Origin of the sequence: Oceanimonas doudoroffii (assembly GCF_002242685.1) — a bacterium.
Lineage (GTDB): Bacteria > Pseudomonadota > Gammaproteobacteria > Enterobacterales > Aeromonadaceae > Oceanimonas > Oceanimonas doudoroffii.
The window spans coordinates 236,748-255,635 of sequence record NZ_NBIM01000003.1 but is presented as its reverse complement, the minus strand read 5'-3'; the positions used below and the strand labels follow the sequence as shown (position 1 = coordinate 255,635).

Sequence of the window (18,888 nt, the reverse complement as noted above, 5' to 3'; positions counted from 1 at the left end):
ATACCTCTAAAGGGCCGTCCGAGACCAGGACGTTGATAGGCAGGGTGTGGAAGCGCTGTGAGGCGTGCAGCTAACCTGTACTAATGACCCGTGCGGCTTAACCATACAACACCCAAGAAGTGTGAGACCTTGCAGGTCGAGACTACGACTTCTTCATCAAAACGCTTTTTCCGAATTATGTTTTTATGCCTGGCGGCCATAGCGTTGTGGAACCACCTGACTCCATGCCGAACTCAGTAGTGAAACGCACCCGCGCCGATGATAGTGTGGCAGCTGCCATGTGAAAGTAGGTCACTGCCAGGCACCCAATTCCGCTGATATAGCTCAGATGGTAGAGCGCACCCTTGGTAAGGGTGAGGTCCCCAGTTCGATTCTGGGTATCAGCACCAAAATTTGTTTGACTGCCATAGCGTTGTGGCCCCACCTGATCCCTTGCCGAACTCAGAAGTGAAACGCAACCGCGCCGATGATAGTGTGGCAGCTGCCATGTGAAAGTAGGTCACAGTCAAACACTCTCTTCCGAAAGCCCGACACTCAAGTGTCGGGCTTTTTTGTTTTGGCCGATGCCGGCTTGACCTTCCCCTTGGGGGAAAGGTTATGGTAGCGATGTCTTCTCATGCCTACGGAGTCGGACATGAACATCAGCAAGGTTGCCAGGCTTACCGGCCTGTCTGCCAAGACCCTTCGCTATTACGAGGCCATTGGCCTTATTCCTGCCCCACATCGGGGAGAAAACGGCTATCGCGAGTATGATGACCATTCGCTCAGACGCATTCGTTTTGTGAAGAATGCGCGGGACGCGGGCTTTAGCCTGGATGAATGCCGTGAGCTGCTGGCGTTGAGTGAAAATGCATGCCGCACCAGCGCCGAGGTCAAGGCGTTGACCTTGGCCCGAATCACGGACATTGAGCAACGCATCGCCCATTTGCAGGCCATGCTGCAAGGTTTACAACGTTTGGCTGATCAATGTCATGGAGATGGCAAACGGGAGTGCCCTATCATGGATGCTCTGGCCGGCGGCCACCTTTCCGCCTCGGTGAAAGAGTGATCAGTATCACGCTTTTATTCCCGCTTATGGCGCAAAATGCACCATAAGTCGTATCTTATCTGCATGTTAACAAGGGGTTATGTCTTGTAGGCAGATTCAGGCAGCAATCAAAGCGAAGATGTGAGCAGCAATGACCGATAACAACAACAGAATTGACGTAAAAAACGTCACGCCCAAGACGCGTTCCCACCGGCCCACCGACGACGGCCATATTTATGTTCGAGCCCAGAGCGGAAAATGGCAGCGATTGCGCAAGATCATGGGGTGGGTACTGATGCTGGTGTTCCTGGTGGGACCCTGGCTGCAATGGAGTGGCCGCCAGGCCATTTTGCTGGATGTAGAGCACCAGCGCTTTCATGTGTTCGGTACCACCATCTGGCCCCAGGATCTGACCCTGTTGGCCTTATTGTTTATGGTGGCGGCCTTTGGCCTGTTTTTCATCACCACCTTTTTAGGGCGGGTCTGGTGCGGTTATCTGTGTCCGCAAACGGTGTGGACCTTTATCTTTATCTGGTTTGAGGAAAAGTTCGAGGGCAGTGCCAACAAGCGCCGTCAGCTCGACAAGTCGCCCTGGAACGCCAACAAGATCTGGCGCAAGGCGGCCAAGCACACCGGCTGGCTGGCGGTTTCACTGCTCACCGGCTTTACCTTTATCGCCTACTTTGTGCCGGCTACCGAGCTGGCTGTGGGCCTGGCCACCTTCTCTACCGGTTTCTGGACGGGGTTTTGGGTGCTGTTCTTCGCCTTTTGCACCTATGGTAACGCCGGCTTTATGCGCACCATAATGTGCACCCACATGTGCCCTTATTCCCGCTTCCAGTCGGCCATGTTCGACAAGGACACCTATACCGTCAGCTATGACGTCGAACGGGGTGAGCAGCGGGGGCCGCGGCCACGCAAAAAGGATCCGAAAGAACTGGGCCTGGGCGATTGCATCGATTGCGACATGTGCGTGCAGGTGTGTCCGGCGGGCATCGATATTCGTGATGGCCTTCAATACGAGTGCATCAACTGCGGTGCCTGTATCGACGCTTGTGATCAAACCATGGCGCGCATGGGTTATGAGCCGGGGCTCATTAGCTACACCACGGAGCACCAACTGAAGCACAGAGAGACCCATGTGGCGCGACCCAAGTTGATTGGTTACGGCATCATCATGGTGATCATGCTGGGAGTATTTGCCTATATGGCCACCCGTATCATGCCCATGGGACTGGAGGTAATACGGGATCGCAACCAGCTTTACCGGGAAACCACCGAAGGACTGGTGGAAAACACCTATACCCTTAAGTTGCTCAACAAGACCCTGGAGCCGGCCACCTACCAGCTGAGTGTGAAGGGAATGGATGAAGTTGAATGGATAGGCCCGTCCGAAGTCAGCATTGACGGCGGTGAGGTGCTTAGCCTGCCGGTCAGCCTGTCGGCGGATCCTTACCTGCTGTCTTCCCCGGTGCGCGACATTACCTTTGTAATGCGTCGCCAGGGGGCCGATGCCCAAGACAGCAAGTCGTCGGTCAGCACCGAGAGCAAGTTCTTCAGCGCCCTGCGCTGACAGGCAAGAAAGCGTGTTAGAGTGAGCCGCAGCGACCCTGCGGCTTTTTTAGTGGAGACATATGGATTACTACCAACTGACCCCGGACGTGATCGACGAGGCGCTGGCCAGTGTTGGCATATACGTGGACCGCGGCCTGATGGCCCTGAACAGCTACGAGAATCGGGTTTATCGCTTTCAGTCGGAAAGCGACGGTACCCTGGTGGCCAAGTTTTATCGCCCTGAACGCTGGTCTCGGGCGCAGATTGAGCAGGAGCTGGACTTTGTCACCGCCGCCGCCGAGCAGGGAGTGCGAGTGGCCGAGCCGCTGCAACGTGACGATGTGCGTTTGTTTGAACTCAATGGCTTGCTGTTTTCGGTCTGGCGTTCGGTACCGGCCCGGGCCTTTGAGCCGGACAACCTGGAGCAGTTGGAGGCCCTGGGTGAGCAACTGGCCCGGCTTCATGGCGTGGGTGAAACCCTGAGCCTGGATCAGCGGCCACAGATGACGCCGAAGACGGAGCTGGTTCACTCTCGTCGCGTGCTGGAGCAGCAGGCGGCCATTCCTGCGGCCTTGCGGCCGCGTTTCTTTGCGGTGCTGGATGAGCTGACCCAGGGGGTGATCGAAGGCTATCGCCCCGGCGGGCTTATCGGTATTCACGGCGACTGCCACGGCGGTAACCTGTTGTGGCACCAGGGCCCCTGGCTGCTGGACTTCGACGACTGCCGAAAAGGTCCGGCGGTGCAGGATCTGTGGATGATGCTGAGCGGCGATCGCAGCGAGCAGCTGATGCAGCTCGATACCCTGCTGGCCGGCTATGAGAATGTGCGCGAATTCAACAGCGCCGAGCTGGCACTGATCGAACCGTTGCGTGCTTCACGCATGATCAACTACATGGCCTGGCTGGCGGCGCGCTGGAGCGATCCAGCCTTTCCGGTGGCCTTTCCCTGGTTCAACACCGAGGATTACTGGCAGCGGCAACTGGGAGCCCTGACCGAACAACTTCAGAGCCTTTCGGCACCGCCGTTGTCCTTGACCTCTTGGAGCTGATTCCTTAATTTGGGTCAGCCTTAAAACGAACGGGATTTACCCTATGAAAAAGCTGATGTTTGCCCTTGTGACCCTGTTGCTCGCTCCCCTGGCCCAGGCCGCCCCCGAGTTTCGGGAAGGGGTGGAGTACACCGTGGTCAGTGAAGTACCCAGCAGCAAGCCGGAAGTGACCGAATTCTTCTCCTATGTTTGCCCTCACTGCTACAGCTTTGAGCCGCTGATGGACAACCTGGCCGAGCGACTGCCCGATGCCGAAATCAACAAGGTGCCGGTGAGCTTTCTTGGCCGTGAGCTGGGCCCGGTGCTGCAGCGCGCCTATGGTGCGGCCGTGCTGCTGAAGGTGGAAGACAAACTGACTCCGGTGATGTTTGACCGTATTCACCGCCAGAAAAAAATGCCCGGCTCCATTGAAGAGGTAAAGGATGTCTTTGTTGCCAATGGCGTGGATGGCAAGGAGTTTGATGGTGTGATCAACAGCTTTGCCCTGAACGGCATGATTGCCAAATACGACAGGCTTACCGAGCAGTTCAATGTGCGCGGCACCCCCACGGTGATCGTGCGTGGCAAGTATGAACTGAACATGGGTGAAATTGGTTCGGAAGACCGCTTCTATCGCGTGGTGGAATACCTGCTGGCGGCCGACTAACACCAAGAACAGGCTCCCCTTTATTCTTTCTGGGGAGCCTGTTTGGCCGCCATGCGGTGAATATTGGTTTCGTCAAAACCGTCGCCCAGCTCCTTCCAGTGCACCTTGGGCAGGTGAAACAGATAAAACCGCTCCCGATGCATATCGGTGACAAATCCCATGCCCAGCTGGGTCAGTTCATGGTGTATGTCCGACACGAATTGCTGATTGAAGTGCTGCCGGCCAGACAGGCTGGTAATGTCCTCCCGAGTCAGGTAGACCCCGCCGCTTTCCTTGCCAAAACAGTCACGCAGCCATTCGGCAAACTCCCTCGCACTTTTCATCGGCTTCTCCTTGATGATGAGGCTCCGACTTACTCCCGCAATCGGACCAGCAGGCGATCCATGGCCCGATAACTCAGGGCCTCGGTCAGATGCGGCCGCCCAATATGCCGCTCACCGGCCAGATCGGCGATGGTGCGGGCCACTCGAATAAGTTTATGCCAGGCTCGTATAGACAGCTTCATGTGGTGCAGCGCCTGCTCCAGAAAGGCGGCGTCATCCCTGCTCAGCGGGCACAGTCGTTCCATCTCGGCGGCACTCAAGTGAGCGTTGCTCTTGCCGGCCCTGCTCAGCTGACGCTGTCGTGCCGCCAGCACCCTGGCCCGCACCTCGGCTGTTCCTTCCGGTTTTTGCCGTGGCCGACTCAGCTCCCCGGGCGGCAGTTGCGGCACTTCCACCGACAGATCAAACCTATCCGCAAAGGGGCCGGAGATTTTGCCGAGGTAACGCAAAATCTGCTCCGGTGAACTGCGGGTCAGGCCGTCCTGATAATGGCCACAAGGGCTGGGATTCATGGCGCCGATCAGCTGAAAGCGGGCGGGAAAACACACGCTGTGGGCGGCCCGGGAAATATTAATGGTGCCGGTTTCGAGGGGCTCGCGCAGGGCATCCAGCACTCGGCGTTCAAATTCGGTCAGCTCGTCAAGAAACAGTACGCCGTGATGGGCCAGGGAGATTTCTCCCGGCTTGGGATGGCTGCCACCGCCCACCAGGGCCGCCGCCGAGGAAGAATGGTGAGGCTGGCGAAAGGCCCGTTGCCGCCAGTGCTCGGCGTCGAGTGGCTGGCCGCTGATGGAGCGAATGGCCGCCGCCTCCAGCGCTTCCTGCTCGGTCATGGGCGGCAGCAAGCCGGGCAGGCGGCTGGCCAGCATGCTTTTGCCGGTGCCTGGGGGACCAAGAAACAACAGGTTGTGCTCGCCGGCGGCGGCGATCTCCAGAGCCCGCTTGCCGGTTTCCTGGCCGATGACCTCGCTCAGGCAAGCGCTAACGGCAGGCTCGGTGCCGGGCCTGTGTTCGGGATGGAGCAGTTCGCCTTGCTCGCGCAGCCAGGCGGTAATGGCCAGCAGGTGGGAGGCCAGCAGCGCCGGGCAGGGACTGATCAGGCCGGCCTCGGCACCGTTGGCGGCGGGAATGATGAGCCGGCGATCGCTGTCGCGGGCGGCCAGCACCGCCGGCAAGGCTCCCTTGATGCCGCGCAGCTCGCCGGTGAGGGCTAACTCGCCGAGAAATTCCAGCCCATCAAGGGAAGATGCCGGTATCTGCGCCGAAGCAGCGAGAATGGCCATGGCGATGGGCAGGTCAAAACGACCGCCGTCCTTGGGCAGATCCGCCGGCGCCAGATTGATGGTGATGCGCCGCGCCGGAAATTCAAACCCGGCATTGATCAGGGCGCTGCGCACTCGGTCCCGTGCTTCCTTGACCGTGGTTTCCGGCAATCCCACTATGTTGAATGCCGGCAAACCATTGGCGAGATGGGCCTCCACCGTGACCAGGGGGGCGGTCACGCCCAGACTGGCTCGGGCAAACACAATGGCAAGAGACATAGGTCATTCCTTGAAGTTTTATTTTTATTAATTGATGTTTCTTAGTTTTTTTAACTGGTTGGGAGTGGTCTGTGATCGGGTTTTTTAGTGATACCCGTTCAATAAAGTCTTGAGTAGTGTAGAACACTGTGCTAGTTCTATAGGCCAGCCGCGCCGGAGTTCCCGGTAGAGAGCAATTATTTTTGGTTGGTTTTATGCATTCCATCGTTCGTTTCGTGAACATTATTGTGGTCCTAGTGGTGATTATTAAATCTCCGCTCGGGGCACTGTGGTCTGACGAAAGGTAAAACCAGTCAACGACAACACACAAACCCCCGAGTCACTCGGGGGTTTTTTTTTATAAAAACTTTGGCAGCAATACAGGGACAGATAATCACATGAATGGCGCACAGTACATTGTCCAGACACTGAAACAACAAGGGGTAACCCAGATCTTCGGCTACCCCGGCGGTGCCATCATGCCGCTCTACGACGCCCTCTACGACGGCGGCGTGGAGCACCTGCTGTGCCGCCATGAGCAGGCTGCCGCCCTGGGCGCGGTGGGCTATGCCAGAGCCAGTGGTCAGGTCGGCGTGTGCATGGCCACCTCCGGCCCCGGCGCCACCAACCTGATCACCGGTCTGGCCGATGCCATGCTTGACTCCATTCCGGTGGTGGCCATCACCGGCCAGGTGCCCATGGCCGCCATCGGCACCGACGCTTTTCAGGAAGTAGACGTACTGGGCATGTCGCTTTCCTGCACCAAGCACTCCTATCTGGTAGAGAATGTGGAAAATCTTGGCGACATCATCGCCGAAGCCTTTGAAGTGGCCCGCTCCGGTCGGCCCGGCCCGGTACTGATCGACGTGCCCAAGAACGTGCAGGTGGCATTGGTGGAGCCTCGCGCCACCGTGCCCTGCACCACGGCCCCCAACGCCCTTGACGAGGCCGCCCTGGCCAAGGCCAGGGCCATGCTGGCCGAGGCCCGTCAGCCAATTCTCTACGTGGGAGGGGGCGTGGGCATGGCCAATGCCGAGGCAGAATTACGTGCTTTTGCCGAGCGCAGCGGCATTCCCGCCGTGACCACGCTGAAGGGCATCGGCACGCTGAACCCGGACCATGAACTGTTTTTGGGCATGCTGGGCATGCATGGCACAAAAGCCGCCAACCTGGCCGTTCAGCAGAGTGATCTTCTGATGGTAGTGGGTGCCCGTTTTGACGACCGAGTGACCGGCAAGCTGGATGCCTTTGCGGTGAATGCCAAAGTGATTCACCTCGACAAGGACGCCGCCGAATTTGGCAAGGTGCGTCAGGCCCATGTGGGCATTGATGCCGAACTGCAGCAGGTGCTGCCCCGGCTCACCGGTGAGCATCTGGCCATTGATGCCTGGCGTGACCAATGCAAGGCGCTCAAGGCCGAGCATCAGTGGCGCTACGATCACCCGGGCGAGGCCATCTATGCGCCGCTGATGCTCAAACAACTGAGCGAGGCGCTGGACGACACCGCCATGATCAGCTGTGACGTGGGCCAACACCAAATGTGGGTGGCCCAGCACATGCGTTTTACCAGCCCGCGTAATCATTTGAGCAGCGCCGGCCTGGGCACCATGGGCTTTGGCTTGCCCGCCGCCATTGGTGCCAAACTGGCTCGCCCCGAGCACGAGTCGGTACTGGTGTCCGGCGACGGCTCTTTCATGATGAACGTGCAGGAGTTGGGCACCCTCAAGCGCGCCCAGCTGCCGGTGAAAATGGTGCTGCTCGACAACCAGCGCCTGGGCATGGTGCGCCAGTGGCAGGAGCTGTTCTTTGATGGCCGCTTCAGCGAAACCATTTTGACCGACAACCCGGACTTCGTGGCCATGGCCGCCGCCTTTGGCATTCCGGGCGAAACCATTACCCGCAAGGAGCAGGTGCAGCCCGCCATCGCGCGCATGTTGCAGGCCGACACCGCCTACCTGCTGCACGTGCGTATTTCAGAGGAAGAAAACGTCTGGCCCCTGGTGCCGCCGGGCGTTGCCAACGATCAGATGATGGAGAGCAAAGCATGAACCAGCACAATTTGCAGATAGAAGCCCAGTTTCGCCCGGAAGTGCTTGAGCGGGTGCTGCGCATGACCCGTCACCGCGGCTTTCGCGTGGACGACATGGAAATGTCCACCGCCGCCGATTGTCAAAGCCTGAGCATCAGGGTTACTGTCAGCAGTGAGCGTCCCATACAGCTGCTGAGTCGCCAGCTGGAAAAGCTGATGAACGTGACCCGCGTTGAAACGCATCTCATGGAGCAACCGCTGAAACAATCGGCCTAAGGAAAACAACAATGTCTACCGCCAATTACATCTGGTTCAACGGGAAAATGGTGCCCTGGGAAAAGGCCCAGGTGCACGTGATGACTCATGCCCTGCATTACGGCTCCTCGGTGTTTGAAGGCATTCGCGCCTACAACACTCCCCAGGGATCCGTGGTGTTCCGGCTGGAAGAGCACGTGCAGCGGCTGTTTGACTCGGCCAAGATTTACCGCATGACCATTCCCTATACCAAGGCGGAGCTGATGGATGCCTGCCGGGCGGCGGTGGCAGACAACAAACTCGACAGCGCCTACCTGCGCCCGCTGGTGTTTGTGGGCAACGTGGGCATGGGCCTGAACGCGCCCAAGGACGTGCCCTGCGAGGTGATTATCGCCGCCATTCCCTGGGGCGCCTATCTGGGCGAGGAAGGGCTGGAAAATGGCGTGGATGTCTGCGTCACGTCATGGAACCGGCTGGCGCCCAATACCATGCCCACCGGCGCCAAGGCGGGGGGTAACTATCTGTCGTCCCAGCTGATTTCCGGTGAGGCCAAGCGCCACGGTTACAGCGAGGGCATTTCCCTCGACGTGCACGGTCACCTCAGCGAGGGCGCCGGGGAAAACCTCTTTCTTATCAAGAACGGTGTGCTCTACACACCGCCGGTCACCGCCTGCATACTGCCGGGCATTACCCGTGATACCCTGATGACCCTGGCGCGGGAAGCCGGGTACGAAGTGCGGGAAGAAGCCATTGCCCGGGAGGCCCTCTATCTGGCCGATGAAATGTTCATGACCGGTACCGCCGCCGAAGTGACCCCGGTGCGCAGCGTGGACGGCATCACCCTGGGAGAGGGTAAACGCGGCCCGATCACCAAAGAGCTGCAGCAGGCCTTTTTTGGCCTGTTTGACGGCAGCACCCAGGACAAGTGGGGCTGGCTCACCCCGGTCAACGACTAATTCAAATCAATGGAGATGGGGCGCCAAGCCCCGCCGTTCTCAAGCAAAATCAGGAGTAAAAGGAATGCCAAGGTATCGTTCAGCCACCACCACTCACGGCCGCAACATGGCCGGTGCCCGCGCCCTGTGGCGCGCCACCGGCATGACCGAAGACGATTTCGGCAAGCCGATTATCGCCGTGGTGAACTCCTTCACCCAGTTCGTGCCCGGCCATGTGCACCTCAAGGACATGGGCCAGCTGGTGGCCCGCGAGATCGAGGCGGCTGGCGGTGTGGCCAAGGAATTCAACACCATTGCGGTGGATGACGGTATCGCCATGGGCCATGGCGGCATGCTTTATTCCCTGCCCAGCCGGGAGCTGATTGCCGACTCGGTGGAGTACATGGTCAACGCCCACTGCGCCGATGCCATGGTGTGCATCTCCAACTGTGACAAGATCACTCCCGGCATGCTGATGGCCGCCCTGCGGGTCAATATTCCGGTGATCTTCGTGTCCGGCGGCCCCATGGAAGCGGGCAAGACCAAGCTGTCCGATCAGCTGATCAAGCTGGACCTGGTGGACGCCATGATCCAGGGCGCCGATCCCACCGTGTCCGACGCCCAGAGCGAACAGGTTGAGCGCAGTGCCTGCCCCACCTGTGGTTCCTGCTCCGGCATGTTTACCGCCAACTCCATGAACTGCCTGACCGAAGCTCTGGGTCTGTCCCAGCCCGGCAACGGTTCCCTGCTGGCTACCCACGCCGATCGCGAGCAGCTGTTCAAGACCGCCGGCCATCGCATTGTCGAGCTGACCAAGCGCTACTACGAAGGTGAAGACGCCGGCGTGTTGCCCCGCAACATTGCCACCAAGTCCGCCTTTGAAAATGCCATGGTGCTGGATATCGCCATGGGCGGCTCCACCAATACCGTGCTGCACCTGCTGGCCGCCGCTCAGGAAGCGGAAGTGGACTTCACCATGGACGACATCGATGCGCTGTCGCGCAAGGTACCCCAGCTGTGCAAGGTGGCCCCGTCCACTCAGAAGTACCACATGGAAGACGTGCACCGCGCCGGTGGCGTCATGGGCATTCTGGCCGAGCTGGCCCGGGCCGGCCTGCTCAATACCGAGGTGAACACCGTGCTGGGCATGACCCTGGCCGAGCAGCTGGGCAAATACGACATCATGGTCACCGACGACGACGCGGTGAAAACCATGTTCCGCGCCGGTCCAGCGGGCATTCGCACCACCCGGGCGTTCAGCCAGGACTGCCGCTGGGACACCCTGGATGATGACCGTGCCGAAGGCTGCATTCGCAGCATCGACAATGCCTACAGCCTGGAAGGCGGCCTGGCCGTGCTGGCCGGCAACCTGGCCATTGACGGCTGCATCGTCAAAACCGCCGGCGTGGCCGACGACAACCTCACCTTCCGTGGCCCGGCCCGCGTGTTTGAAAGCCAGGACACCGCCGTGGCTGGCATTCTCGGCGGCGAGGTCAAGGCCGGTGAAGTGGTGGTGATCCGCTACGAAGGTCCCAAGGGCGGCCCGGGCATGCAGGAAATGCTCTATCCCACCACCTATCTCAAATCCATGGGCCTGGGCACCAAGTGCGCCCTGATCACCGACGGTCGCTTCTCCGGCGGCACCTCCGGCCTGTCCATCGGCCACGTTTCGCCCGAGGCGGCCAACGGCGGCACCATCGGCCTGGTGCAGACCGGTGACATCATCGACATCGACATTCCGGCCCGCAAAATCGAGCTGGCGGTGTCCGAACAGGAGCTGGCGGCCCGCCGTGAAGCCATGGACGCCAAGGGCGAACAGGCCTGGCGCCCGGTTGACCGCGAGCGGGAAGTGTCCTTTGCCCTGCGCGCCTACGCCTCACTGGCCACCAGCGCCGACAAGGGCGCGGTGCGCGACCGCAGCAAGCTGGGGGGCTGAAGCATGGCACAGCCGGCATTGAAGGAAGAAAAAGGCACGCCCCGTTCGGCCTCCGAGTATCTGCGTCATATTCTGCTGTCGCCGGTGTATGAGGCGGCCCGGGTCACGCCGCTGTCACCGCTCAAGAAAATTTCCGAGCGGCTGGGGCACCCGGTGTCCCTCAAGCGGGAAGACATGCAGCCGGTGCATTCTTTCAAGCTGCGTGGTGCCTACAACAAGATTGCCCAGCTGACTACCGAGCAGCAGCAGCGCGGCGTGATCGCCGCCTCGGCGGGCAACCATGCTCAAGGGGTGGCACTGTCGGCGGCCAAACTGGGCATTGACGCCATCATCGTCATGCCCACCGTCACCCCCGATATCAAGGTGGAGTCGGTGCGCCGCTTTGGCGGCCAGGTGGTGCTGCACGGCAACAATTTCGACGAAGCCTATGCCCGTTGCCTGGAGCTGGCGCAGGAAAAAGGCATGACCCTGATTCCGCCCTTTGATGACGAGGACGTGATCGCCGGTCAGGGCACGGTGGGACGCGAGCTGCTGGAGCAGGACACTCGACTGACCCATGTATTTGTGCCCGTGGGCGGCGGCGGCCTGGCCGCCGGCGTGGCGGTTTACATCAAGCAGTTGCTGCCCCAGGTCAAGGTGATCGGAGTGGAAGCCGAGGGCTCCGCCTGCCTCAAGGCGGCGCTCAATGCCGGGGAAGTCGTTACCCTGGACCGGGTCAGCATGTTTGCCGACGGCGTGGCGGTAAAGCGCATGGGCAGCGAGACCTTTCGTCTGTGCCGGGAGTTCCTTGACGGCGTGATCACCGTGACTTCCGACGAGATCTGCGCCGCGCTCAAGGACATTTTTGAGGATACGCGGGCCATTGCCGAGCCCTCGGGGGCGCTGTCGCTGGCCGGCCTCAAGAAATACAGCCAGGCCGGGGACTATGCCCACGCCCGCATGGCGGCGGTGCTGAGCGGCGCCAATGTCAACTTTCACTCCCTGCGCTATGTATCCGAGCGGTGTGAACTGGGTGAAAAGCGGGAAGGGGTGCTGGCGGTAACCATTCCCGAGCGTAAGGGCGCCTTTCTGCAGTTTTGCGAGGTGCTCGGCAACCGCATGGTGACCGAGTTCAACTACCGCTATTCGGCGGAAGACAAGGCGGCGCTGCTGGTGTCGGTGCGGCTGTCCGACGGCGATCGGGAGCTGGCGCAGATCATGGCGGAGCTGGAGCAGGCCGGTTATCCGGTGGCCAACATGACCGACAACGATCTGGCCAAATCCCATGTGCGCTACATGGTGGGCGGCCGGCCGCCCAAGCCGTTGCAGGAGCGTCTGTACGGCTTTCAGTTTCCGGAGCAGCCCGGTGCCCTGATGCGCTTTTTGCGCACGCTTGGGACCCACTGGAACATCAGCCTGTTTCACTACCGTAACCACGGTGCCGAATACGGCCGAGTGCTCTGTGCCTTTGAGCTGCCCGACAGCGATTTGGCCTCGTTTGAAAGTCATCTGGCGGAGCTGGGCTACACCTGGTACGACGTGACTCAGGATCCCGCTTACCGCTTTTTTCTGGCTCACTGAACGGGCTTGCATCCATCCTACTCAATGCCGGGCCTGCCCCGGCATTTTTAATTCCCAAAGCCTGCATTGAATCCTCTGTTAACCTTAATACAACACTGTTCACAATAATGTGTTGACCATTTTTCGTTCGGCTGTTTTAATCGCGCCGTTCTCTTTGTTCTTTTCTTTTGGTACAGGAGTGTCTTTCGTGGCGCTGTTGTCTTCCCTGCTGGCTGCCATTGGCCAGATATATTTTTTGAACAACCGTCTTGCCGGTGCCCTGATCGTGGCGGGCGTGGTCTGGGTGTCGCCCTGGATGGCTGCCACCATGGTGCTGGCCACCCTGGCCGCCACGTTGCTGGCGCTGGCCTGCAAGTGGGAGCCCGAGGCCTGGCGCGATGGCCTGTTCGGTTTTAACGCCGCCCTGGTGGGGCTGGCCTTTGGCCTGTTTGCCGAGCACACGCCGTTCTGGCTGCTGATGTCGGCACTGGGCGGTGGGCTTTCGGCCTGGATCTACTACCGGCTGCGCCGGCAGGCCGCCATTCCCTGGTATACGCTGCCGTTTAACCTGGTGGTGCTGCCCTGGCTGTATTTTATGGGCCAGCGGGTCGCCGACGAGGTGCCTCAGGGCTATAACTTCTCGTTGTCGGCCATCGGGCAGGTGATCTTTCTGCCGGATACGGTGCCGGCGGTACTGATCTGTGCCGCCTTGCTGCTGGCCGGCATCGGCATGCTGGGCTGGGCTTTTGTGGGTGCCATGGTGTCGAGCGGTGCGGCCCTGCTGTTGCTGGTGAACCCGGATTACATCAACTTTGGCCTGACCGGCTATAACGGCGTACTGGCGGCCATCGCCATGTTCTGGCATGGCAGCCGGCAGATCTGGATATTGCTGGCCCCGGCCCTGGCCGGGCTGATGACCGCGGTGATGCTCAAGCTGGGCCTGCCCATGCTGACCATGCCCTTTGTGCTGGCCTGCTGGCTGTGCCTGGCAATGCAGAAGGGCTTGTGTTATCACCGGCCGGCACACACGACCAACAGGGAGTAAGTATGAAACTGGGATTTATCGGCATTGGGCTGATGGGAAAACCGATGACCGAGCGACTGCTGGCCGCCGGTTTTGATGTCACCGTGTGGAACCGTAGTGCCAACAAACTGGCCGAGGTGGCCGCCGCCGGCGCACACGTGGCGGGCAACATTGGCGAGCTGACCGAAAAGGTGGATCTGGTGCTGCTGTGCCTGGCCAATACCGCCGTGGTGGAAAGCGTGGTTTTTGGCCCGGGCGGTGTGGCCGAGCACGGCCGCGCCGGTCAGCTGCTGGTGGATTTTTCCAGCTCCGATCCCGATGCCACCCGTGACTATGCCGTCCGGCTGAAAGATGCCTGTGGCATGGGCTGGGTCGACTCGCCGGTGTCCGGTGGTGTGGCCGGTGCCGAGGCGGGCACCCTGGCCATTATGTGTGGGGGTGAGACTGCCGATATCGAGCGCATTCGCCCGGTGCTGGCGCCGTTGTCCCAGCGGATGACCCGCATGGGGGGAGTGGGTGCCGGTCAGGTCACCAAGGTGTGCAACCAGATGATCGTGGGTTGCAACCTCATGGTGCTGGCGGAAATGATGGCCCTGGCCAAGGCCTGCGGTGTGGATGCGGAGCAAATTCCCACCGCTCTGGCCGGCGGTTTTGCCGACTCCAAGCCCATGCAGATCACCGGTCCGCTGATGGCGGAAGAGGTAAATCCGGATCCCAAATGGCATGTGCGCACCCTGCTCAAGGATCTGGACATGGCTGTGGCCCAAAGCCAGCGTGCCGGCAGCGCCACGCCCATGTCGGGGCTGGCCGCCCAGCTGATGCGTCAGCACGGCAGCAAGGGCTACCTTGAGCGGGACCCGGCCACCCTGATCAAGCTGTACAAGGACGCCTGAGGCGAATCCACAGTCGGCCCTGTAAGCACGATCAAAAAAGAGGAGCCAAGGCTCCTCTTTTTGTGTTTAAGGCAACGGCTCAGGCCGTTTCCAGCGCCAGGCTGTGTTTGTAGTAGTCGTTGGCCCGGGTCAGGTCCTTGCGCTTTTCCGCCAGCTGGGCCAGCAGCACGTAGTCCTGAGCGTCGGGCTTTTGGGCCACCGCCTGTTGCAGCTGCTGCTCGGCCTGCTCGTCCTGGCCGTCTTTCAGATACAGCCGGCCCAGGGCCGAATGCAGCTCGGGCAGGCTTTCCTTCCTGGCCTTTTTCTCCAGTGCGGCGAGCAACGGGTGGTAGTCGCTCAGCTGCAGCCGGGTGGCACACAACAGCAGGCCCGCATCGGTTTTCTTGTCGAGGCCTTCCAGCAGCAGTTGCTGGGCTTCCTTGTGGGCCTTGAGGCCGATCAGCCGGTCACACAACGGCAGCAACAGCTCGGCGTTGTATTTGTCCTTGCGCGGCAGGGCCTGCCAGACCTTGATCAGGCCATCACTGCCTTCGTCATGGGCGGCCTGATCAAAGCGCCCCAGCCAGCACTGCTGCTGCAGGGCGTCCTTTTCATCGGCGCCGATCAGGTTCTTGCCGGCCAGGCTGTCGAGAATACCGTGCAGGGCCTGCCACTGGCCGGTGGCCAGATACACGTCCTTTTGCAGCTTGAGCAGGGCCGGCTGATGGCCATAGGTGGCTTCCAGCTCTCGCACACCGGCCAGGGCCTGGTCAAACTGCCCTTGCTGATATTGCAGCCGGGCCTGGGTAATGCCCACCGCCAGGCTGGCGGCAGGGTGCTGCTCCTGGGCCTGACGCAGGTAGTCGTCGCGTTTTTCCTCGTTGCCCTGGGCCTGGGCGGCGCTGGCGGCATTGAGGTAGTTGAGCAGTGCCAGTTCGTTGCCCTTGGTGCCCTTGAGCAGCATTTTCTCGGCGGTAGCGTAGTCTTCCGCCACCAGCGCCTGCATACCGCTCTGGGTGTAGTTCAGGGCCTTGCGTCGGCGACGGCCGATAAACCAGCCGCGGGTACGATGGCTGAGGCCAAAAATGCGGCCCAGCAGCCATTCCACGAACAGCAGCAGCAGGTAGAACAACACCGCGCCTACCAGGAATACGGTAACCGTGGTTTCAATGGTGTAGTTGCCGGCGGCCACCAGTACATAGCCCTGGCGACCCATGAACTCCGGGCCCACTATCAGGCCGACGGCCAGAATGGCGACGATAATCGCGAGTCGTATCATGAGTCCCCCTTACAGGCCGGTGAGCAGGCGTTGCAGCCGGTCATCCAGCAGCTGTTGCAGGTGTTCCTGGGCGGCAAACTGCTCCGGGTAGTCCACGCTGATCTGCTGGCCTTCAAGCTGTTCGATTTGCTCCAGCATAAACTGGCGCACGCTGTCGTCGGCAAAGTAGTCCTGCAACCACTGCTTTGACTGGGCCAGGGAGCTGTCGAAGATCTCCTGCTGCTCGCGGTAGACCGCCAGCTGGCCCTGCAGCAGCTTGCCCTTGAGGTTTTCGCTCAGGTACCAGTGTTGCTGGGGGGAAAGCAGGGCCTCGACGTTGCCGTCGCGACGGCGCACGGTGACGAAGTCGTCGGTAAAGCTGGCCCAGCTCTTTTTCAGGTTGTCTTTCCAGTCGCTGACCGACTCGGACAGGGCGAGGTCGGGTTCCTCGGCCCGGGCCATGATCACGCCGGCCAGTTTGAGCTTGTCGACCTGATCATTGATGCTGTTGAGCTTAATCACCAGGCCTTCGCGATCGACCTTTTTCACCGACTTGATGCTGGCAATGTCATCGGCCAGGGCCTTGCGAATGGGCACCAGGGTGGGATCGTTGAGGGCGGCCAGGCGCTCGTCGGCGTTGGCCAGCATCATGGCGGCAGACACGGCGTCATGCTCCAGCCACAGCTTGCGGCCGGCCATGCGCACCAGGTATTCGGCTTCCGCCAGCATCCAGTCGTTGGGGCGCTTGCTGTCGAGATCCAGCACCTTGCGCGACAGGCCTTCCACCTGTTCGGTCACGCTGTTCTGGGCGCTTTCCAGTTTGCCGAGGGTCGCGCCCTGTTCGCTCTTGAGGCTGTCAATGGTGGACTGCTGCTGCGCCAGGCGCGCTTCCAGGCTGGCAAGCTGGCCGGCCTGGGCCACGCCCTGCTGATGACCGTGCCAGTACAGGCCGCCGGTCAGGATCACCGCCAGCACAATGGCGACCGTGGCCAGCCCCTTGCCGGAGGAAGGCTGCTTTTCCTGTGCCGGCTCGGGGGAGCTGGCCTGCTCGGCGGCCGGGGTTTCGGGAGCCGGGGTGTCTGCCTGATTAGAGGCGCCGGCAACCAGCTTGTCGTCCCGCTTGTCTTGATTCTTGTCAGTCATTCCTTTTCCTCTCATCCAGGGCGTTGAGCAACGCCGGGTTGGATGCGCCTTTCGCATTGATGATGTGAGTAAACCCCAGGGCCTTCGCCTGCTCGACCACGCGAATGCTGGGTACAATCAATAAACGGCTTAGCAGCCAGTCCCTTGCGCTGTGGGCGGCGAGCCGAAACAGGTGCTGCAGCAGGCCGCCACTGGTGATGATAATACTGTCCACACCCCGGTGCTGCCACTCTTTCACCAGCTCGCTACCGGCATCGTCACGATAACAGCGCCGGTAGACTTCGCAATACGCCACCTGTGCGCCCCGTGCAGCAAGGGTAGGGGCCATCATGTCCCGGCCGCCGTCGCCGCGCAGTATCAGCACCCGCCGCCCGGCGGGCGATCGCAGCTGGGGCAGGGCGATCATGCCCTCGGAGCGAGGGTCGTCCGGCACCAGCACATCGGTCAGGCCTGCCGCAGCAAAGGCCTGACCGGTGGCCTCGCCCACCGCCACATAGGTGGCAGCCGGCCAGGATTGTCCTTGAGTTTTCAAGGCATTATCGGCGAAATTTACCGCCTGTGCGCTGACCGCTATCACATAATCCCGGCTGCCGAGCTCACCCAACAGCGCCGTGACCCGGTCCAGTTCGGCGCCGGGGGCAAAGTGCAACAGGGGAGACGCCACCGGCTGGTGGCCGGCCCGGTGCAGCACCTCGCACAGGCTGCGGTTTTGTGGCTCGGGGCGGACCACCAGCGGAATCACGAGGAATACACCTCGGCCAGAATCTTGTCGGCGCCGGCGGCCAGCAGCCGCTTGGCCAGTTCGGCACCCAGGGCCTGGCCCTGATCCGCCGGGCCGCGAATTTCATCGTAAAGCACTTCGCTGCCATCGGGGCGGCCGACCAGGCCGCGCAGCCAGATCTGGTCGCCTTCGAGCAGGGCGTAGGAGCCAATAGGTACCTGGCAGCCCCCCTGCAGGCCGTGGTTCATGGCCCGCTCCGCTTCCACCCGCAGCCGAGTGTCGCGGTCATTCAGCGGAGCCAGCAGTTCCAGCAGCTCGGCGTCGTCGAGCCGGCATTCAATGCCCACGGCGCCCTGGCCGTTGGCGGGCAGGCTGTCTTCCGGGCTCAGCAGGCCGGCGATGCGCTCATCCAGCTCCAGGCGCTTGAGGCCGGCGGCGGCCAGAATAATGGCGTCGTATTCGCCGTCATCCAGTTTGCGCAGCCGGGTCTGCACGTTGCCACGCAGGGTTTTGACTTGCAGCTCGGGGTAACGGGCGCGGATCTGGCATTCTCGGCGCAGGCTGGCGGTGCCCACCACGGCGCCGGCGGGCAGCTCGGCCAGGGTTTTGTAGTGGTTGGAAACAAAGGCATCACGCGGGTCTTCGCGCTCGCAGATCACCGTCAGTCCCAGGCCCTCGGGGAACTCCACCGGCACATCCTTCATGGAATGCACGGCGATGTCGGCGCGACCGTCGAGCATGGCCTGCTCCAGCTCCTTGATAAACAACCCCTTGCCGCCGATTTTGGACAGCGGGGTGTCGAGCAGCACGTCGCCCTGGGTGGTCATGGGCACCAGCTCCACGGTCACGTCATGGTGCAGGGCCTCCAGGCGATCCTTGACGTAATGGGCCTGCCACAGGGCCAGCAGGCTTTTGCGGGTGGCGATACGAATAATGCGATTGGCCATAAAACTCTCGTTGTTTACCGGGTACTGGGTTCGATGTTATCACTCTCGTGCGGCTATTTCAGGCAAAGAGCGCCGCGCGAGTGACATCCCGTTACCGAGTGATTACGGGA

At 61.0% G+C, this 18,888-nt stretch carries 17 protein-coding genes, 1 tRNA gene and 3 rRNA genes; 15 read left to right on the top strand and 6 right to left on the bottom strand.

Features of this window, described 5'->3' with window-relative positions; genetic code table 11:
• The 8 genes from B6S08_RS12145 to B6S08_RS12110 all read left to right on the top strand — a co-directional run.
• Positions 1 to 105: ribosomal RNA gene (locus B6S08_RS12145) — 23S ribosomal RNA — on the top strand; the annotation flags it as partial.
• Between the two features lie 83 nt (positions 106 to 188).
• Positions 189 to 303 (top strand): 5S ribosomal RNA (gene rrf / locus B6S08_RS12140).
• A gap of 10 nt (positions 304 to 313) precedes the next feature.
• A tRNA-Thr gene (locus B6S08_RS12135) sits at positions 314 to 389 on the top strand.
• Between the two features lie 7 nt (positions 390 to 396).
• Positions 397 to 511: ribosomal RNA gene (gene rrf, locus B6S08_RS12130) — 5S ribosomal RNA — on the top strand.
• A 123-nt stretch (positions 512 to 634) separates the two neighbouring features.
• Positions 635 to 1,048, top strand: coding sequence for a Cu(I)-responsive transcriptional regulator (cueR, locus tag B6S08_RS12125; RefSeq protein ID WP_094201069.1), 414 nt, complete (start codon positions 635 to 637; stop codon positions 1,046 to 1,048).
• A gap of 130 nt (positions 1,049 to 1,178) precedes the next feature.
• Positions 1,179 to 2,600, top strand: coding sequence for a cytochrome c oxidase accessory protein CcoG (ccoG, locus tag B6S08_RS12120; RefSeq protein WP_094201068.1), 1,422 nt, complete (start codon positions 1,179 to 1,181; stop codon positions 2,598 to 2,600).
• Positions 2,601 to 2,661: 61 nt separating this feature from the next.
• The gene (locus B6S08_RS12115; RefSeq protein WP_094201067.1) at positions 2,662 to 3,630 is read left to right on the top strand and encodes a serine/threonine protein kinase; all 969 of its coding nucleotides are present in this window, start codon (positions 2,662 to 2,664) and stop codon (positions 3,628 to 3,630) included.
• Between the two features lie 43 nt (positions 3,631 to 3,673).
• A complete protein-coding gene (locus tag B6S08_RS12110; protein WP_094201066.1) occupies positions 3,674 to 4,276 on the top strand; it encodes a thiol:disulfide interchange protein DsbA/DsbL in 603 nt (200 codons plus the stop codon).
• Between the two features lie 20 nt (positions 4,277 to 4,296).
• Here the strand turns inward: B6S08_RS12110 and B6S08_RS12105 are convergent, their stop codons facing one another.
• Positions 4,297 to 4,599, bottom strand: a complete 303-nt coding sequence (locus B6S08_RS12105) for a hypothetical protein (protein WP_094201065.1) — start codon at positions 4,597 to 4,599, stop codon at positions 4,297 to 4,299.
• A 29-nt stretch (positions 4,600 to 4,628) separates the two neighbouring features.
• Positions 4,629 to 6,140: a YifB family Mg chelatase-like AAA ATPase gene (locus B6S08_RS12100; protein WP_094201064.1), complete on the bottom strand. Its 1,512-nt coding sequence runs from the start codon at positions 6,138 to 6,140 to the stop codon at positions 4,629 to 4,631.
• 377 nt (positions 6,141 to 6,517) lie between these two features.
• Between B6S08_RS12100 and ilvG the strand changes: the two genes are divergently transcribed.
• The 7 genes from ilvG (at position 6,518) to B6S08_RS12065 (ending at position 14,730) form a co-directional block, all read left to right on the top strand.
• Positions 6,518 to 8,167, top strand: coding sequence for an acetolactate synthase 2 catalytic subunit (gene ilvG / locus B6S08_RS12095; RefSeq protein WP_094201063.1), 1,650 nt, complete (start codon positions 6,518 to 6,520; stop codon positions 8,165 to 8,167).
• Positions 8,164 to 8,424, top strand: a complete 261-nt coding sequence (gene ilvM, locus B6S08_RS12090) for an acetolactate synthase 2 small subunit (protein ID WP_094201062.1) — start codon at positions 8,164 to 8,166, stop codon at positions 8,422 to 8,424. Before ilvG ends, ilvM begins: the two co-directional genes overlap by 4 nt.
• Before the next feature lie 11 nt (positions 8,425 to 8,435).
• Entirely contained in the window at positions 8,436 to 9,359 is a 924-nt protein-coding gene (locus B6S08_RS12085) for a branched-chain amino acid transaminase (protein ID WP_094201061.1), read from the top strand.
• A 64-nt stretch (positions 9,360 to 9,423) separates the two neighbouring features.
• Complete coding sequence (gene ilvD / locus B6S08_RS12080; protein WP_094201060.1) at positions 9,424 to 11,274, top strand: dihydroxy-acid dehydratase; 1,851 nt, start codon at positions 9,424 to 9,426, stop codon at positions 11,272 to 11,274.
• Positions 11,275 to 11,277: 3 nt separating this feature from the next.
• On the top strand, positions 11,278 to 12,834 hold the full coding sequence (gene ilvA / locus B6S08_RS12075) for a threonine ammonia-lyase, biosynthetic (protein WP_094201059.1): 1,557 nt from the start codon (positions 11,278 to 11,280) through the stop codon (positions 12,832 to 12,834).
• 187 nt (positions 12,835 to 13,021) lie between these two features.
• The gene (locus B6S08_RS12070) at positions 13,022 to 13,858 is read left to right on the top strand and encodes an urea transporter (RefSeq protein ID WP_094201058.1); all 837 of its coding nucleotides are present in this window, start codon (positions 13,022 to 13,024) and stop codon (positions 13,856 to 13,858) included.
• Between the two features lie 2 nt (positions 13,859 to 13,860).
• Entirely contained in the window at positions 13,861 to 14,730 is an 870-nt protein-coding gene (locus B6S08_RS12065) for an NAD(P)-dependent oxidoreductase (RefSeq protein WP_094201057.1), read from the top strand.
• Between the two features lie 79 nt (positions 14,731 to 14,809).
• Here the strand turns inward: B6S08_RS12065 and B6S08_RS12060 are convergent, their stop codons facing one another.
• The 4 genes from B6S08_RS12060 to hemC are packed head-to-tail and all read right to left on the bottom strand — an operon-like array spanning position 14,810 to position 18,778.
• Positions 14,810 to 15,988, bottom strand: a complete 1,179-nt coding sequence (locus tag B6S08_RS12060; RefSeq protein WP_094201056.1) for a heme biosynthesis HemY N-terminal domain-containing protein — start codon at positions 15,986 to 15,988, stop codon at positions 14,810 to 14,812.
• Positions 15,989 to 15,997: 9 nt separating this feature from the next.
• Positions 15,998 to 17,110: a uroporphyrinogen-III C-methyltransferase gene (locus B6S08_RS12055; RefSeq protein ID WP_094201055.1), complete on the bottom strand. Its 1,113-nt coding sequence runs from the start codon at positions 17,108 to 17,110 to the stop codon at positions 15,998 to 16,000.
• Complete coding sequence (locus B6S08_RS12050; RefSeq protein WP_094201054.1) at positions 17,103 to 17,852, bottom strand: uroporphyrinogen-III synthase; 750 nt, start codon at positions 17,850 to 17,852, stop codon at positions 17,103 to 17,105. The genes B6S08_RS12055 and B6S08_RS12050 overlap by 8 nt, the downstream gene beginning before the upstream one ends.
• Positions 17,849 to 18,778, bottom strand: a complete 930-nt coding sequence (gene hemC / locus B6S08_RS12045) for a hydroxymethylbilane synthase (RefSeq protein ID WP_094201053.1) — start codon at positions 18,776 to 18,778, stop codon at positions 17,849 to 17,851. The genes B6S08_RS12050 and hemC overlap by 4 nt, the downstream gene beginning before the upstream one ends.
• Between the last annotated feature and the right edge of the window lie 110 nt (positions 18,779 to 18,888).

Excerpts from the sequence above, each read along its gene's own strand:
- cueR (WP_094201069.1), top strand. The coding sequence starts at position 635 with ATGAACATCAGCAAGGTTGCCAGGCTTACCGGCCTGTCTGCCAAGACC.
- ccoG (WP_094201068.1), top strand. The coding sequence starts at position 1,179 with ATGACCGATAACAACAACAGAATTGACGTAAAAAACGTCACGCCCAAG.
- B6S08_RS12115 (WP_094201067.1), top strand. The coding sequence starts at position 2,662 with ATGGATTACTACCAACTGACCCCGGACGTGATCGACGAGGCGCTGGCC.
- B6S08_RS12110 (WP_094201066.1), top strand. The coding sequence starts at position 3,674 with ATGAAAAAGCTGATGTTTGCCCTTGTGACCCTGTTGCTCGCTCCCCTG.
- B6S08_RS12105 (WP_094201065.1), bottom strand. The coding sequence starts at position 4,599 with ATGAAAAGTGCGAGGGAGTTTGCCGAATGGCTGCGTGACTGTTTTGGC.
- B6S08_RS12100 (WP_094201064.1), bottom strand. The coding sequence starts at position 6,140 with ATGTCTCTTGCCATTGTGTTTGCCCGAGCCAGTCTGGGCGTGACCGCC.
- ilvG (WP_094201063.1), top strand. The coding sequence starts at position 6,518 with ATGAATGGCGCACAGTACATTGTCCAGACACTGAAACAACAAGGGGTA.
- ilvM (WP_094201062.1), top strand. The coding sequence starts at position 8,164 with ATGAACCAGCACAATTTGCAGATAGAAGCCCAGTTTCGCCCGGAAGTG.
- B6S08_RS12085 (WP_094201061.1), top strand. The coding sequence starts at position 8,436 with ATGTCTACCGCCAATTACATCTGGTTCAACGGGAAAATGGTGCCCTGG.
- ilvD (WP_094201060.1), top strand. The coding sequence starts at position 9,424 with ATGCCAAGGTATCGTTCAGCCACCACCACTCACGGCCGCAACATGGCC.
- ilvA (WP_094201059.1), top strand. The coding sequence starts at position 11,278 with ATGGCACAGCCGGCATTGAAGGAAGAAAAAGGCACGCCCCGTTCGGCC.
- B6S08_RS12065 (WP_094201057.1), top strand. The coding sequence starts at position 13,861 with ATGAAACTGGGATTTATCGGCATTGGGCTGATGGGAAAACCGATGACC.
- B6S08_RS12060 (WP_094201056.1), bottom strand. The coding sequence starts at position 15,988 with ATGATACGACTCGCGATTATCGTCGCCATTCTGGCCGTCGGCCTGATA.
- B6S08_RS12055 (WP_094201055.1), bottom strand. The coding sequence starts at position 17,110 with ATGACTGACAAGAATCAAGACAAGCGGGACGACAAGCTGGTTGCCGGC.
- hemC (WP_094201053.1), bottom strand. The coding sequence starts at position 18,778 with ATGGCCAATCGCATTATTCGTATCGCCACCCGCAAAAGCCTGCTGGCC.